This window comes from Mycobacterium sp. NGS69 (genome assembly GCF_059812165.1).
Genome location: NZ_JCALCD010000008.1, coordinates 114552 through 129997 on the forward strand (window position 1 = coordinate 114552; position 15446 = coordinate 129997).

The 15446-nt window shown below is 69.3% G+C and carries 14 protein-coding genes; 8 read left to right on the forward strand and 6 right to left on the reverse strand.

What is annotated here, in order from left to right; translation table 11 throughout:
* Nucleotides 1-10: 10 nt before the first annotated feature.
* A complete protein-coding gene (gene mscL, locus AC5Y2S_RS23185) occupies nt 11-475 on the forward strand; it encodes a large-conductance mechanosensitive channel protein MscL (RefSeq protein ID WP_499958654.1) in 465 nt (154 codons plus the stop codon).
* Nucleotides 476-482: 7 nt separating this feature from the next.
* Here the strand turns inward: mscL and AC5Y2S_RS23190 are convergent, their stop codons facing one another.
* From AC5Y2S_RS23190 to rpmF, 5 genes are all read right to left on the reverse strand, one after another.
* Nucleotides 483-1040 carry a MogA/MoaB family molybdenum cofactor biosynthesis protein gene (locus tag AC5Y2S_RS23190; protein ID WP_499903429.1) on the reverse strand — a complete coding sequence of 186 codons (558 nt, stop codon included), beginning with the start codon at nt 1038-1040 and terminating at the stop codon, nt 483-485.
* A complete protein-coding gene (locus AC5Y2S_RS23195) occupies nt 1040-2527 on the reverse strand; it encodes a S1C family serine protease (RefSeq protein ID WP_499958655.1) in 1488 nt (495 codons plus the stop codon). Before AC5Y2S_RS23195 ends, AC5Y2S_RS23190 begins: the two co-directional genes overlap by 1 nt.
* A gap of 90 nt (nt 2528-2617) precedes the next feature.
* On the reverse strand, nt 2618-4165 hold the full coding sequence (locus AC5Y2S_RS23200) for a HAMP domain-containing sensor histidine kinase (RefSeq protein ID WP_499958656.1): 1548 nt from the start codon (nt 4163-4165) through the stop codon (nt 2618-2620).
* A 16-nt stretch (nt 4166-4181) separates the two neighbouring features.
* Nucleotides 4182-4868, reverse strand: coding sequence for a two-component system response regulator MprA (gene mprA, locus AC5Y2S_RS23205; RefSeq protein WP_499903432.1), 687 nt, complete (start codon nt 4866-4868; stop codon nt 4182-4184).
* A 63-nt stretch (nt 4869-4931) separates the two neighbouring features.
* Nucleotides 4932-5105, reverse strand: coding sequence for a 50S ribosomal protein L32 (gene rpmF / locus AC5Y2S_RS23210; protein WP_066942127.1), 174 nt, complete (start codon nt 5103-5105; stop codon nt 4932-4934).
* Nucleotides 5106-5443: 338 nt separating this feature from the next.
* On the opposite strand from rpmF, the gene AC5Y2S_RS23215 reads away from it, so the two are divergent.
* The 7 genes from AC5Y2S_RS23215 to AC5Y2S_RS23245 all read left to right on the forward strand — a co-directional run bounded on the left by AC5Y2S_RS23215 (nt 5444) and on the right by AC5Y2S_RS23245 (nt 14566).
* On the forward strand, nt 5444-7126 hold the full coding sequence (locus tag AC5Y2S_RS23215) for an acyclic terpene utilization AtuA family protein (RefSeq protein WP_499958725.1): 1683 nt from the start codon (nt 5444-5446) through the stop codon (nt 7124-7126).
* Nucleotides 7123-8271, forward strand: coding sequence for an acyl-CoA dehydrogenase family protein (locus AC5Y2S_RS23220; RefSeq protein ID WP_499958657.1), 1149 nt, complete (start codon nt 7123-7125; stop codon nt 8269-8271). Before AC5Y2S_RS23215 ends, AC5Y2S_RS23220 begins: the two co-directional genes overlap by 4 nt.
* Before the next feature lie 49 nt (nt 8272-8320).
* Entirely contained in the window at nt 8321-9916 is a 1596-nt protein-coding gene (locus tag AC5Y2S_RS23225; RefSeq protein WP_499958659.1) for an acyl-CoA carboxylase subunit beta, read from the forward strand.
* Nucleotides 9917-9921: 5 nt separating this feature from the next.
* Nucleotides 9922-11910: an acetyl/propionyl/methylcrotonyl-CoA carboxylase subunit alpha gene (locus tag AC5Y2S_RS23230; protein WP_499958660.1), complete on the forward strand. Its 1989-nt coding sequence runs from the start codon at nt 9922-9924 to the stop codon at nt 11908-11910.
* Nucleotides 11907-13073 (forward strand): acyl-CoA dehydrogenase family protein, encoded by a 1167-nt coding sequence (locus tag AC5Y2S_RS23235; protein ID WP_499958661.1) that lies wholly within the window; start codon nt 11907-11909, stop codon nt 13071-13073. The genes AC5Y2S_RS23230 and AC5Y2S_RS23235 overlap by 4 nt, the downstream gene beginning before the upstream one ends.
* Nucleotides 13073-13843 (forward strand): enoyl-CoA hydratase family protein, encoded by a 771-nt coding sequence (locus tag AC5Y2S_RS23240; RefSeq protein ID WP_499958662.1) that lies wholly within the window; start codon nt 13073-13075, stop codon nt 13841-13843. The genes AC5Y2S_RS23235 and AC5Y2S_RS23240 overlap by 1 nt, the downstream gene beginning before the upstream one ends.
* Nucleotides 13844-13957: 114 nt before the next feature.
* Entirely contained in the window at nt 13958-14566 is a 609-nt protein-coding gene (locus AC5Y2S_RS23245) for a DUF1707 SHOCT-like domain-containing protein (protein ID WP_499903437.1), read from the forward strand.
* Nucleotides 14567-14594: 28 nt separating this feature from the next.
* Here the strand turns inward: AC5Y2S_RS23245 and AC5Y2S_RS23250 are convergent, their stop codons facing one another.
* A complete protein-coding gene (locus tag AC5Y2S_RS23250) occupies nt 14595-15443 on the reverse strand; it encodes an aldo/keto reductase (protein WP_499958663.1) in 849 nt (282 codons plus the stop codon).
* Between the last annotated feature and the right edge of the window lie 3 nt (nt 15444-15446).

The window sequence follows — 15446 nt, forward strand, 5'->3', positions numbered from 1 at the left end:
GGGCCTGCCAATGCTCAAGGGGTTCAAGGAGTTTCTCTCGCGCGGCAACATCGTCGACCTGGCCGTCGCGGTCGTCATCGGTACTGCGTTCACCGGATTGGTCACCAAGTTCACCGACAGCATCATCACGCCACTGATCAATCGGGTCGGGGTCAATCAGCAGTCCAACGTCGGCGCCCTGAAGATCGGCATCGGCGGCGGCCAGACCATCGACCTGAACATCCTGCTGTCCGCCGCGATCAACTTCGTCCTTATCGCGGCCGTCGTGTACTTCTTCGTCGTGCTGCCCTACAACACGCTGCTCAAGCGCGGCGAGGTCGAGCAGGCGGACGACGCGCAGGTCCTCCTGCTCACCGAGATCCGCGACCTGCTGGCGCAAACCAACGGGGACTCGTCGTCCGGTAGGCACGGAGGTTCGGCGGCCACGACACCGCCGCCCGAGTACGGACCGCGCGCGGAGGCCGAATCGCGGTGACCCGAGCTTAGATCTCGAGGCTCGACAGCTGGCCGATGATCTGGGCGGCCAGCGGGTTCAGCGTCGCCATCCCGTCACGCACCGCGTAGCGCGAACCGGCGAGGTTGACCACCAGCGTGCTGCCCGACACCCCGGCCAGGCCCCGGGACAACCCGGCGTCGATGATCCCCGCGGACAGGCCCGAGGCGCGGATCGCCTCGGCGATGCCCAAGATTTCGCGGTCCAGGATCTCGCGAGTGGCCTCGGGCGTGACGTCGCGCGGGGTGACGCCGGTCCCGCCGACCGAAACCACCAGGTCCACCCCGCCGATCACCGCGGTGTTCAGCGCGTTGCGGATCTCGACCTCGTCGGCTGCGACCGCCACCACACCGTCGACGACGAACCCCGCCTCGGTCAGCAGCTCGGTGACCAGCGGCCCGCTGTGGTCCTCGTCGCCGTGCGCGGTGCGGTCGTCGACGACCACGACCAGCGCCCGGCCGACTACCAACTCCGCGCCCGTTTCCATGGGTGCAACCGTATATCCGATGTCCGACAACCCGGCCGCCGAGGGCTCATCGACTCTCATCACTGATCCGCCTTGCCGAGGGTGACCTGCACGGTGCGGCTCCCGCCGCCGGGATCCTGGAACGTCAGCGATACCTTGTCGCCCGGCGCTTTTGAGCGCACGGCGGCGACCAACGCGTCGGCGCTGTTGATCGGGCGGTCATCGACCTTCGTGACCACCACGCCCTTGGGCACTCCGGCCGTCGCGGCCGCGCCGTTCGCGATGACGTCGACGACCTTGGCGCCCGGGGTGCCCTTGTCGCTGGTCACCTGCACGCCCAGCGACGCGTGCGTCGCCTTGCCGGACGAGATCAACTCGTCGGCAATGCGCTTGGCCTGGTCGACCGGAATCGCGAAGCCGAGGCCGATCGAGCCGCTCTGGGAATCGGGCGAGTCGGCGCCCAAGGTGGCGATCGCCGAGTTGACGCCGACCAGCTGACCCTGCATGTTGACCAGCGCGCCCCCGGAGTTACCCGGGTTGATCGCGGCGTCGGTCTGAATCGCGTCCAGCACGGTGTTCTGGTTGCCCGACTCGCCGGTCGTGGACACCGGCCGGTTCATCGCGCTGATGATGCCCGTGGTCACGGTGCCCGACAGCCCCAGCGGTGACCCGATCGCCACCACTGGCTGACCCACCCGCAGGTCCGACGAGGAGCCCATCGTGATCGGCGTCAGGTTCGAGACGCCCTGGACCCGGATCACGGCGATGTCGCTGGTGGGGTCGGCACCGACCACCGAGAACGGGGCGGTGCGGCCGTCGGAGAACGTCACGGTCGTTTTGGGCGGCGGGCCACCCGGCGGAGCGCCCGGCGGGCCACCCGGGGCGGCCGGACCGCCGCCTGGCTTCGCCGCGGCCGCGACGACGTGGTTGTTGGTCAGGATCAGCCCGTCGGCCGACAGCACGACGCCGGAGCCCTCCTCGGACTGGCGACCCATGTCGGTCTCCAACATGACGACGCTGGGCACCACCTTGGCGGCGACCTGCTCGACGGTGCCCGGCGGCATGTTCGCGGCCGGGACGCTGGGCGCCGCCCCCGGAATGATCCCGCGGCCGTTGCCGCCGGCGGAGTGCGTGCCCAGCTCGACGGCCGTGGCCGCGGCGCCGCCGATGCCAGCCGACACCACCGCGATCGCCAACGCGCCGGCGGTCAATAGGCCTGCGCGAGAACGCTTCTGGGGAACGGGCGCCGGCCCGGGAGGCATCGGCGGCAGCATGTGGATAGGTCCCGTACCTGTGCCCGCCGCAATGCGACCCGCCCCCGTGCCCCCGGGGATCGGGCCCGGTCCGGTGCCCCCGGGGATCCGGCCCGGCCCGGTGCCGCTGAACGGCTCGTAGGGCCGGCGGTACTGCGCGGTCGGCTGGGCGGGCTGGGACGGCTGATAGCGCCAGTCGAACTGCTGGTTGTACGGCTGCTGCCCCTGCGCATAAGCGGGGGGCACAGGCTGATTAGGCCCCGTACGGTATCCCGGCTGCTGCGGCGGTGGCGAATACCTCGGGTCATTCGTCATGTCGCTACGTCGCTCTTCCTCTATATCGGCTACTTCGGGCTATCGGTCTCGTCGGCTCGACGCGGCTCGATTTCAACCCTAACTGCAGAACTACCTTGCCCGCGCGGACTGAGAGTCCACTGAGATAACGCTCGCCGAACCCCGAGAGTTCTCCGCGAGGGGCACGACGGGTTCCGTCTCGGCTTCTGCCGTAAAAATCTTAGTGTCGTCATCGGTCGCCGGGTATCCCGAGGCCGGCACCGGGCGGCCCGGAAGCAGGACATAGATGGACGTGCCCGGGGGCTGGCCGCCCGGCACGGTGTCCTCGACGCGGAGCAAACCCCCATGGCTCTGCACCACCTTTTTGACGATCGCCAACCCGAGCCCCGAGCCCGGCATCGCCCGCGCCGTCGTCGACCGGTAGAAACGCTCGAACACCAAGCGGCGCTCGTGCACCGGGATGCCCGGGCCCTCGTCGGAAACCACCAGCTCGGCGTGCGTCGGGTCGAGTTGGCGCAGCCTGATACCGACCCGCCCACCGGACGGGCTCCACTTGGCCGCGTTGTCCATCAGGTTCAGCACCGCGCGCGAGAGCCCGGCGGCGTCGCCGTAGACCTGCCAGCCGATCGCCTCGACATCGAAGTGAATGTCGTTGCGCCGCCGCCTGACTCGCTCGAGGCTGCGATCGATCACCTCGGACATGTCGACGGCCTCGTGCACGACCTGACTGGCGTCGTCACGGGTGAGGTCGACCAAATCGCCCACCAGGGTGGACAATTCCTCGATCTGTGCGAGCACGTCCGCGCGCAGGTCGACCATCTCCTGATCGGGCAGCCGCGGGGCCCCCGGTTCCATCGAGGCCATCAGCAGTTCGACGTTGGTGCGCAGTGAGGTCAGCGGGGTGCGCAGTTCGTGTCCGGCGTCGGTCACCAACCGCGCCTGCCGCTCCCGCGATTCGGCCAGCGCCCGCAGCATCAAGTTGAAAGCCTCGGTGAGCCTTGCCAATTCGTCGCTACCGAACACCGGGATGGGCCGCAGGTCGTCGGTGCGGGCCACGCGCTCGGCGGCTTCGGTCAGCCGGCCCACCGGGCGCAGCCCCGCCCGGGTGACCATGCCCCCGGCGACCGCCGCGACCGCGACGCCGACGCCGCCGACCATCAGCAGCACCCAGCGCAGCTTGGTCATCACCGCCTCGGTGGGCTTGAGACTCTTGGAGATCAGCAGCGAACTGCCGTTGGGCAGGTGGATGGCCAGGATTCGCTGGTCGGACGCGGTGCGGCGGGACATGAACAGCTCGCCGTTGATCACGGCCTTTTCGGCGGTTCCGACGGGCAGGATCTGGCCCGGCTGATTGGCGGTGTAGATGGACCGGCCCGGGTTCACCAGCATCGCGTTGACGTCCGAATACGCGGTGCCCTCGATGGCCTTGCCCGGGTCGGCGGCCAGCGAACCGCTGGCGATCAACAGCTGCGCGCGGCTCTGCAGTTGGTTGTCGATGTCGTTGTAGAGCGCGGCCGAAACCACCGCGTACACGGCGAACGACATCAGTACCACGACCATCGCCACCATCGACATCGCCAGCAGCATCACCCGCCATCGCAGCGACAACGAGCTGGTGGGCTGCAGCGGTGCGCGCCGGCGCCGACGGAGCCGGATCATCGTTGGCGCGGGCGCATCACGGCGGCGTCTCCCGCAGGACGTAACCCACCCCTCGGACCGTGTGGATCAGTCGCGGCTCACCGTCGGCCTCGGTCTTGCGGCGCAGGTAGCCGACGTACACCTCAAGCGCGTTGCCCGAGGTGGGGAAGTCGAATCCCCAGACCTCCTCGAGGATGCGGCTGCGGGTGAGCACCCGGCGCGGGTTGGCGATCAACATTTCCAGCAACGCGAACTCGGTGCGGGTCAAGCTGATGCAGCGCTGTCCGCGGGTGACCTCGCGCGTCACCGGGTCCAGGCTGAGGTCGGAGAACGTCATGGCCACCGACTCGGCGTCATCGTCCGGCTTGGTGCGTCGCAGCAGCGCTCGCATGCGGGCCAGCAGCTCCTCGAGCGCGAACGGTTTCGGCAGGTAGTCGTCGGCGCCGGCGTCCAGGCCCGCGACCCGCTCGGAAACCGAATCGCGGGCGGTGAGCACCAGGATCGGCAGGTCGTCGCCGGTGCTGCGGAGCTGACGGCACACCTCGAGGCCGTCCAGCCGCGGCATCATGACATCCAGGACGAGCGCGTCGGGCCGGTCGCTGGCGATCATGTCGAGGGCCTCGACACCGTCGTGGGCGAGCTCGACCGAATAGCCATTGAACGAAAGCGACCTGCGCAGCGACTCGCGCACCGCGCGATCGTCGTCGACGACAAGTATGCGCACGGCCACTAGTTTCGTCCTAGCGCCTGAGAGGGGGCTGAGAGGCGCGCCGGGTGTTTGCCGAGATTAGCGCTTGTCGAGATCGATGAGACCGAGCCGGGCCGCCTTGAGCAGCCGGCGGGGCACCTTGTGCTTCTGGCCTGCGACGTTCACGCCGACGAGTTCGGTCTTCGTGGCCTTCCACTGCGAGCGCCGGCTTCGGGTATTGGCGCGCGACATCCTGCGCTTGGGTGTGGCCATGGTCGGGCCTAACTCCTCGTTGGGGCTTGATCGGGCATGTCGCGGGGCGTGGCCGGTAGGGCCGAACGTGCGACGATTGCCTATCAGGATAGTGGGTGGCCTGCCGGGCGCCAAAACGGCGCCCGGGCGGCGCCGAGATTGCCGTGGTGGCTGCGATCGGGCACTCATCGCGACCATGGCAGCAATCTCGACGCGCTGGCCGGGGCGGGCGTCCTTGACGCGGCACCGCGGGTACCCGCTAACCTACCGAGTGGTTGGTTGGTTTGCGCTCGCCGGTGAATCGCAGATTGGAGGACTGCATGGCCTCTGCTTCCGGCGCTGCCGGCACCGCTGACGCCGTGCGGATCGCGAACTGTTCGGGCTTCTACGGCGACCGGCTTTCGGCCATGCGCGAGATGCTGACCGGCGGTGACGTCGACTACCTCACCGGCGACTACCTGGCCGAACTGACCATGCTGATCCTGGGCCGCGACCGGATGAAGCATCCCGAGCGCGGCTACGCCAAGACCTTCCTGACGCAGCTGGAGGACTGCCTGGGCGAGGCCCGCGACCGCGGGGTGCGGATCGTCGCCAACGCCGGCGGCCTCAACCCCGCCGGGCTGGCCGACGCGATACGCGAGCTCGCCGAACGTCTGGGGATCCCGGCGCGCGTCGCTCACGTCGAGGGCGACGACCTCTTGCCCCGCGCGGCGGAGCTGGGGCTGGGCACGCCGCTGACCGCCAACGCCTACCTGGGCGCGTGGGGAATCGTCGACTGCCTGAACGACGGCGCCGACGTCGTCGTGACCGGCCGGGTCACCGACGCCTCGGTGATCGTCGGGGCGGCGGCGGCGCACTTCGGCTGGAGTCCGACCGACTACGACCGGCTGGCCGGCGCCGTGGTGGCCGGCCACGTCATCGAATGCGGCGTGCAGGCCACCGGCGGCAACTACTCCTTCTTCACCGAGATTCCGGACCTGACCCACGCCGGCTTCCCGCTGGCCGAGGTCCATGCCGACGGCTCCTCGGTCATCACCAAGCACCCGGGCACCGGCGGCTTGGTCAGCGTCGACACCGTCACCGCGCAGCTGCTCTACGAGATCACCGGCGCCCGCTACGCCAACCCCGACGTGACGGCCCGGATGGATACCGTCGAGCTGTCTGCCGACGGCCCCGACCGGGTGCGCATCGGCGGGGTGCGCGGCGAACCGCCGCCACCGACGTACAAGGTGTCGCTGAACAGCATCGGCGGGTTCCGCAACGCGATGACGTTCGTGCTGACCGGCCTGGACATCGAGGCCAAGGCCGGCCTGATGCGCCGGCAGCTGGAGGCCGCCTTGACGGTGAAGCCCGCCGAACTCCAGTGGTCGCTGGCCCGCACCGACCAGCCAGACGCCGACACCGAGGAGGCGGCCAGCGCCCTGTTGCACTGCGTCGTCCGCGACCCCGACCCCGCCAACGTGGGGCGCCAGTTCTCCTCCGCGGCGGTGGAATTGGCGCTCGCCAGCTACCCCGGCTTCCACGTGACGGCCCCGCCCGGGGAAGGTCAGGTCTACGGCGTGTTCACCCCGGGCTACGTCGACGCCAAAGAGGTCCCGCACACCGCCGTGCACGCCGACGGTGCCCGCGTTGACATTCCTTGCGCCACCGAGACTTTGGAGCTGGCGCCCGCCGATCCGCCACCGTTGCCCGAGCCGTTGCCGGCCGGCCCGGTGCGCAGGGTGCCGCTGGGCCGCATCGCCGGGGCCCGCAGCGGCGACAAGGGCGGGTCGGCCAACGTGGGCGTCTGGGTGCGCACCGACGACCAATGGCGTTGGCTGGCCAACACCCTGACCGTCGAGCGGCTCAAGGAGCTGCTGCCCGAGGCGGCCGACTTCGAGGTCACCCGCCACGTGCTGCCCAACCTGCGCGCGGTGAACTTCGTCATCGACGGCATCCTGGGCCAGGGCGTCGCCTATAACGCGCGATTCGATCCGCAGGCCAAGGGGCTCGGCGAATGGCTGCGCGGCCGCTACCTCGACATCCCGGAGACCCTGCTATGAGCATCTGGACCACCCCCGAGCGCGAACAGCTGCGAAAGACGGTGCGCTCCTTCACCGAACGCGAGATCCTGCCCCACGCCGACGAGTGGGAACGCACCGGCGACCTGCCGCGCGACCTGCACCGCCGGGCCGGGGCGGCCGGGCTGCTGGGCGCGAGCTTTCCCGAATCAGTCGGCGGCGGTGGCGGCGACGGCGCCGACGCGGTGGTCATCTGCGAGGAGGTGCACCAGGCCGGCGCCCCGGGAGGCGTGTTCGCGTCGCTGTTCACCTCCGGCATCGCGGTGCCCCACATGATCGCCTCCGGCGACGCGCGGCTGATCGACACCTTTGTCCGGCCCACGCTGGCCGGCGAGAAGATCGGTTCGCTGGCCATCACCGAGCCCGGCGGCGGTTCGGACGTCGGGCACCTGCGGACCAGCGCGGTGCGCGACGGCGACCACTACGTGGTCAACGGCGCGAAAACCTACATCACCTCCGGGGTTCGCGCCGACTACGTCGTCACCGCGGTACGCACGGGAGGCCCTGGCGCGGCCGGGGTTTCGCTGCTGGTGGTCGAGAAGGGAACGCCCGGCTTCGAGGTGAACCGCAAGCTGGACAAGATGGGCTGGCGGTCCTCCGACACCGCCGAGCTGTCCTACACCGACGTGCGCGTACCGGCGGCCAACCTGGTCGGCGCCCCGAACAGCGGGTTCGCCCAGATCGCCCAGGCCTTCGTGTCGGAGCGAATCGGCCTTGCCGCGCAGGCGTATTCGAGCGCGCAGCGGTGCCTGGACATCACCGCGGCCTGGTGCCGCGACCGGGAGACCTTCGGCCGGCCGCTGATCTCGCGGCAGTCGGTGCAGAACACGCTGGCCGAGATGGCCCGCCGCATCGACGTGGCGCGCGTGTATGCGCGCAACGTGGTTGAGCGCGAGCTCGCCGGCGAGACGAACCTGATCGCGCCGGTGTGTTTCGCCAAGAACACCGCCGTCGAGGCCGGCGAATGGGTGGCCAACCAGGCCGTGCAGCTGTTCGGCGGCATGGGCTACATGGCCGAATCCGAAGTCGAACGCCAATACCGGGACATGCGAATCCTGGGCATCGGCGGGGGAACCACCGAAATCCTGACCGCACTGGCCGCGAAGACGCTGGGATATCAATCGTGACCGCGCCGGCGACGATGCAGAACGCAGTGATGAGGAGGAGCGGCGCCAGATGACCGCGCTGAAGTCCACGCTCGACCCGAGCTCCGCCGCCTACACCGACGCGGCGTCGACCGCGGCCGAGCGGCTCGACGAGATCGGCGCCGAGCTCGCCAAGGCGCTGGCCGGCGGCGGCGAAAAGTACGTCGAGCGTCACCACGCCCGCGGCAAGCTGACCGCTAGGGAGCGCATCGAGCTGCTCGTCGACCCGGACTCGCCGTTCCTGGAGCTCAGCCCGCTGGCCGCGTACGGCAGCGCCTTCCAGATCGGTGCCAGCACGGTCACCGGCATCGGCGTGGTGTCGGGCGTGGAATGCCTGATCGTGGCCAACGACCCGACGGTCAAGGGCGGCACCAGCAACCCGTGGACGCTGCGAAAGATCCTGCGCGCCAACCAGATCGCGTTCCAGAACCGGCTGCCGGTGATTTCGCTGGTGGAATCCGGCGGGGCGGACCTGCCCACCCAGAAGGAGATCTTCATCCCCGGCGGGCAGATGTTCCGGGACCTGACCCGGCTTTCGGCGGCCGGCATCCCGACCATCGCCCTGGTGTTCGGCAACTCGACCGCAGGCGGCGCCTACATCCCCGGCATGTCCGACCACGTCGTGATGATCAAGGAACGCTCGAAGGTGTTCCTCGCCGGTCCCCCGCTGGTCAAGATGGCCACCGGCGAGGAGTCCGACGACGAGTCGCTCGGCGGCGCCGAGATGCACGCCCGCACTTCGGGGTTGGCGGACTACTTCGCCGTCGACGAGCTGGACGCGATCCGCATCGGGCGCCGCATCGTGTCGCGGCTGAACTGGGTCAAACAGGGACCCGCGCCCGGGCCGATCACCGAGCCGCTGTTCGACGCCGAGGAACTGATCGGCATCGTGCCCGCCGACCTGCGCATCCCCTTCGACCCCCGCGAGGTGATCGCCCGCATCGTGGACGGCTCGGACTTCGACGAGTTCAAGCCCATGTACGGCTCGTCGCTGGTGACCGGCTGGGCCCGGCTGCACGGCTACCCGCTCGGAATCTTGGCCAACGCGCGCGGCGTGCTGTTCAGCGAGGAATCCCAGAAGGCCACCCAGTTCATTCAGCTGGCGAACCGCTCGGATACCCCATTGTTGTTCCTGCACAACACCACCGGCTATATGGTCGGCAAGGACTACGAAGAGGGCGGGATGATCAAGCACGGCTCGATGATGATCAACGCCGTGTCCAACTCGACCGTGCCGCACATCTCGCTGCTGATCGGGGCGTCGTACGGCGCGGGCCACTACGGCATGTGCGGGCGCGCCTATGACCCTCGATTCCTGTTCGCCTGGCCCAGCGCCAAATCCGCGGTGATGGGCGGCGCCCAGCTCGCCGGCGTCCTGTCGATCGTGGCCCGGGCGGCAGCACAAGCCCGTGGGCAGCAGGTCGACGAGGAGGCCGACGCCGCCATGCGGGCCGCCGTCGAGGGGCAGATCGAGGCGGAGTCGCTGCCGCTGGTGCTGTCCGGCATGCTCTACGACGACGGGGTGATCGACCCGCGCGACACCCGCACCGTGCTGGGAATGTGTTTGTCCGCCATCGCCAATGGCCCGATCAAGGGGACGTCGAACTTCGGCGTCTTCCGGATGTGAGCCCCATGGTCACTCGAGTGCTGGTCGCCAACCGGGGCGAGATCGCCCGGCGGGTGTTCGCCACCTGCCGTCGGCTGGGCCTGGGCACCGTCGCCGTCTACACCGACCCCGACGCCGCCGCGCCGCACGTCGCCGAAGCCGACGCCCGGGTGCGGCTGCCCCAGACCAACGACTATCTGAACGCCGAGGCGATCATCGCCGCGGCCCGCGCCGCCGGCGCCGACGCCATCCACCCCGGCTACGGATTCCTCTCGGAGAACGCCGAATTCGCCGCCGCCGTGCAAGCCGCGGGACTGACCTGGGTCGGGCCGCCGGTGGACGCGGTGCGCGCGATGGGCTCGAAGATCGAGTCCAAGAAACTGATGGCCGCCGCGGGCGTTCCGGTGCTCGACGAGCTGGACCCCGACACGGTCACGGACGCACAGCTGCCGGTGCTGGTCAAGGCCTCGGCGGGCGGCGGTGGGCGCGGCATGCGGGTGGTGCGCGAATTGTCCGCTCTGGCCGGCGAAGTCGAGGCGGCGCGGCGCGAGGCGCAGTCGGCGTTCGGCGACCCGACGGTGTTCTGCGAGCGCTACCTGCCCACCGGGCACCACGTCGAGGTCCAAGTCCTCGCCGACGCCCACGGCACGGTGTGGGCCGTCGGGGAGCGCGAATGCTCGATTCAGCGCCGCCACCAGAAGATCATCGAGGAAGCCCCCTCACCCCTGGTGGAGCGCACGCCGGGCATGCGAGCCAAGCTGTTCGACGCGGCAAGGCTGGCGGCCGGCGCGATCGGCTACACCGGCGCCGGCACGGTCGAGTTCCTCGCCGACGGCGACGGCGAGTTCTACTTCCTGGAAATGAACACGCGGCTGCAGGTCGAGCACCCGGTCACCGAGGAGACCACCGGGCTGGACCTGGTCGAGCTGCAGCTGGACGTCGCCGCCGGCGGCCGGCTCGACGCCGAACCGCCCACCGCCCAGGGATATTCGATCGAGGCCCGGCTCTACGCCGAGGACCCCGCGCGCGGCTGGCAGCCGCAGGCCGGCACGGTGCACGCGATCGACGTGCCGGGCGTCCGGGCCGAGTTCGGCCCGCTGGGGCACCGCACCGGGATCCGGCTGGACTCCGGGATCATCGACGGGTCGGTCGTGTCGATCCACTACGACCCGATGCTCGCCAAGGTCATCTCCTACGCCCCGACCCGGCGGCAATCCGCGGTGGTGCTCGCCGACGCGCTGGCGCGGGCCCGCCTGCACGGCGTGCGCACCAACCGCGAGCTGCTGGTGAACGTGCTGCGTCACCCGGCCTTCCTCGACGGCGCCACCGACACCGCGTTTTTCGACACGCACGGCCTGGCGGAATTGTCCGCACCGCTGTCCGACGCCGCCGCCGTCCGGTTGTCCGCCGTCGCCGCCGCCCTGGCCGACGCCGCGCACAACCGCGCGACCGCCAGCGTGTTCGGCTCGATGCCCAGTGGCTGGCGCAACCTGCCGTCGGGGTATCAGGTCAAGACGTACCGCGACGCTGCCGACACCGAGCACGGCGTCGAATACCGGTTCACCAGAACGGGATTGATGCTGCCGCACGACGCGACGGTGCGCCTGGTCTCCGCCGCGGCGGATCGGGTCATCCTCGCCCACGACGGCGTGGAGCTCACCTTCGCGGTACGGCGCTACGGCCCCAACCTTCAAGACGTCTACGTCGACTCGGTGCGCGGGCCCGTGCACCTGGTCGCGCTGCCGCGCTTCCCGGAGCCCGGCTCTAGCGTCGAGAAGGGCTCCCTGGTGGCGCCCATGCCGGGCAACGTCATCCGCGTCGGCGCCGCCGTCGGCGACACCGTCACAATCGGCCAGCCGCTGATCTGGCTGGAGGCGATGAAGATGGAACACACCATCACCGCCTCGTCGGACGGCGTGCTCGCCGAGCTCAACGTCGAAACCGGTCAGCAAGTCGAAGTGGGCGCCGTCCTGGCAAGAGTGGAAGCGCCCGAAGCAGAAGGAGATTCACAGTGACCGATAGCAGCTTCATCGAGAACGAGGAGCGCCGGGCGCTGCGCAAGGCGGTGTCCGAGTGGGCGTCCAACTACGGTGCCGAGTACTACCTGCAGAAGGCCCGCGCGCACGAGCACACCACCGAATTGTGGGCCGAGGCGGGCAAACTGGGCTTCCTGGGGGTGAACCTGCCCGAGGAGTACGGAGGCGGCGGCGCCGGAATGTACGAGCTGTCGCTGGTGATGGAGGAGATGGCGGCCGCGGGCAGCGCGCTGCTGCTGATGGTGGTGTCGCCCGCCATCAACGGCACCATCATCAGCAAGTTCGGCACCGAGGAGCAGAAGAAGCGCTGGATCCCCGCCATCGCCGACGGCTCGCTGACGATGGCGTTCGCGATCACCGAACCCGACGCCGGGTCCAACTCGCACAAGATCACAACCACCGCCCGCCGCGACGGCGGCGACTGGATCCTCAAGGGCCAGAAGGTATACATCTCCGGTATCGACCAGGCGCAGGCCGTGCTGGTGGTGGCGCGCACCGAGGAGGCCAAGACCGGCAAGCTGCGCCCCGCGCTGTTCGTGGTGCCCACCGACGCGCCCGGCTTCACCTACACCCCGATCGAGATGGAGCTGATCAGCCCCGAGCGGCAATTTCAGGTCTTCCTCGACGACGTCCGGCTGCCCAGCGACGCGCTGGTCGGCGCCCAAGACGCCGCCATCGCACAGCTTTTCGCGGGCCTGAACCCCGAGCGCATCATGGGAGCTGCCAGCTCGGTGGGCATGGGCCGGTTCGCGCTGAACAAGGCGGTCGACTACGTCAAGACCCGCCAGGTCTGGTCCACTCCCATCGGTGCTCACCAGGGCCTGTCACATCCGTTGGCGCAGTGCCACATTGAGGTCGAGCTCGCCAAGCTGATGATGCAGAAGGCCGCGACGCTGTACGACAGCGGCGACGACGCGGGCGCCGCCGAGGCCGCCAACATGGCCAAGTACGCCGCGGCCGAGGCGGCCACCCGTTCGGTCGATCAGGCGGTGCAGTCGATGGGCGGCAACGGGTTGACCAAGGAGTACGGAGTGGCGGCGATGCTCGCTTCGGCCCGGCTTGGCCGGATCGCCCCGATCAGCCGCGAGATGGTGCTGAACTTCGTCGCGCAGACGTCGTTGGGCCTGCCCCGGTCGTACTGATGGACGCCGTCGTCGAATATTCAGTAGACGGGCATCTCGCCCGGCTCACCCTGAATTCGCCGCATAACCGCAACGCGCTGTCGACGGCTCTGGTCGAGCAGTTGCACCAAGGCCTGCGCGCCGCGGCGGACGACTCGGCCGTGCGCGCCGTGGTGCTGGGACATACCGGCAACACCTTTTGTGCCGGCGCCGACCTCAGTGAGGCGGGTGGCGGCGACCCGTTCGACATGGCCGTGGCCCGGGCCCGCGAAATGACGGCACTGCTACGCACCATCGTCTCCTCGCCGCTGCCGGTGATCGCCGCCGTCGACGGGCACGTCCGCGCCGGCGGGTTCGGTTTGGTCGGCGCCTGCGACATCGCGATCGCCGGACCCCGCAGCACCTTCGCGCTCACCGAGGCCCGGATCGGCGTCGCGCCGGCGATCATTTCGCTGACGCTGCTGCCGAAGATGTCGGCGCGCGCCGCGGCGCGCTACTACCTGACCGGCGAGACGTTCGATGCGGCGGTGGCCGCCGAGATCGGACTCGTCACGATCGCGGCCGACGACGTCGACGCCGCGGTGGCGAAGGTCGTCGCCGACGTGGGCCGCGGGTCGCCGCAGGGCCTCGCGGCGTCGAAGGCGTTGACCACCGCCGCCGTGCTGGAGGGTTTCGACCGCGACGCCGAACGGCTCACCGAGGAATCGGCCCGGCTCTTCGTATCCGAGGAAGCCCGCGAAGGCATGATGGCCTTCCTGCAGAAGCGCCCGCCCCGTTGGGCAAACGTCTAACGGGGCCGCGCGACCTGCGGAGAATGCCCCGGGCCAAGGCCTCGACCTGGGAAGAACGTTGCAGTTTAGCCAACCCCCTTGCAGCAAAACTTCTACGTCGTACGCTCGTGGATGATGAGCAACTCAGCGCAGCGTGATGCCGGCGAGACGCAGGCCGCGCGTGACGTACCGTCCCGCGCGGCCGACACGGATCGCATCCAGGTCGCGCAGTTGCTCGCGTATGCGGCCGAGCAGGGCCGCCTGCAGATGAAGGACTACGAAGACCGGCTGACGAAGGCCTACGCGGCCACCACGTACGAAGAACTCGACGAGCTGCGGGCCGACCTGCCGGGCGCGATGCTGAGCCCGCGCCGGGGCGGCAAGCCCAACCCGGCGCCGTCGACCTTGCTGCTGGCGTTGATGAGCAATTTCGAGCGGCGCGGCCGGTGGAACGTCCCGAAGAAGCTCACCACCTTCACCTTCTGGGGCACCGGGGTGGTGGACCTGCGTTATGCCGACTTCACCTCCACCGAGGTCGACATCCACGCGATCTCGATCATGGGCGCGCAGAACATCTTGCTGCCGCCCGAGGTCAACGTCGAGATCCACGGCCGCGCCGTGATGGGCGGCTTCGACCACACGGTGCTGGGTCAGGGCACGCCCGGCGCGCCCAAGGTGAACATCCGCGGCTTCTCGCTCTGGGGCGGGGTGGGCATCAAGCGCAAGGCCCGCCGGCCCCGATAGCGTTCTGCCCCTGGCTCTCTGAGCCTCGCTAGCCCGGAATGTAGTCGAATTTGTCCGGGTTGGGGCCCCTCCTGCCCGGTTCCCCCTTGTCGAGCGCCGAGATCGCATCCATGTCGGCGCCGTCCAGATCGAAGTCGAACAGCTCGAAGTTCTCCCTGATCCGTTCCGGCGTAACCGATTTGGGGAAGACGATGTCGCCGCGCTGCATGTGCCAGCGCAACACCACCTGCGCCGGCGACTTGCCGCGCGCGTCGGCGATGCGGTTGATCACCGGATCGCCGAGCACCTTGCCCTGGGCGATCGGCGACCACGCCTCGGTGACGATGCCGTGGTCGCGCCCGTAGGCGCGGACCTGCTCGTTGGTGAAGTACGGATGAACCTCGATCTGGTTGACCGAAGGGACCGTTTCGGTTTCCGCGGCGAGGCGCTCCAGATGCGCGGTCTGAAAGTTCGACACGCCGATGCTGCGGGCGCGGCCGTCCTTGGCGAACTCTTCGAGGACTTTCCAGGTGGAGACGAAGTCCCCGCCGTAGAGCGTGGGCAGCGGCCAGTGAATGAGGAACAAGTCGACGTAGTCGGAACCCAGGGCCTCCAGCGTTTTGTCGAATGCGCGGCGCGCGTCGTCGGGCTCGTGGAAGCCGTTGTTGAGCTTGCTGGTGACGAAAACGTCGGCGCGGTCCAGGCCGGCGTCGCGGATGCCTTGACCGACTTCCCTTTCGTTGCCATACATTTCCGCGGTGTCGATGTGCCGGTATCCGATGTCGAGGGCGCCCTTGACGGCCGCGGCCGTCTCGTCGGGCTTGATCTGGAACACGCCGAAACCAAGCTGTGGGATGCGCACACCGTCGTTGAGTTCGATCGTTGGAACGTTGCTCATGCG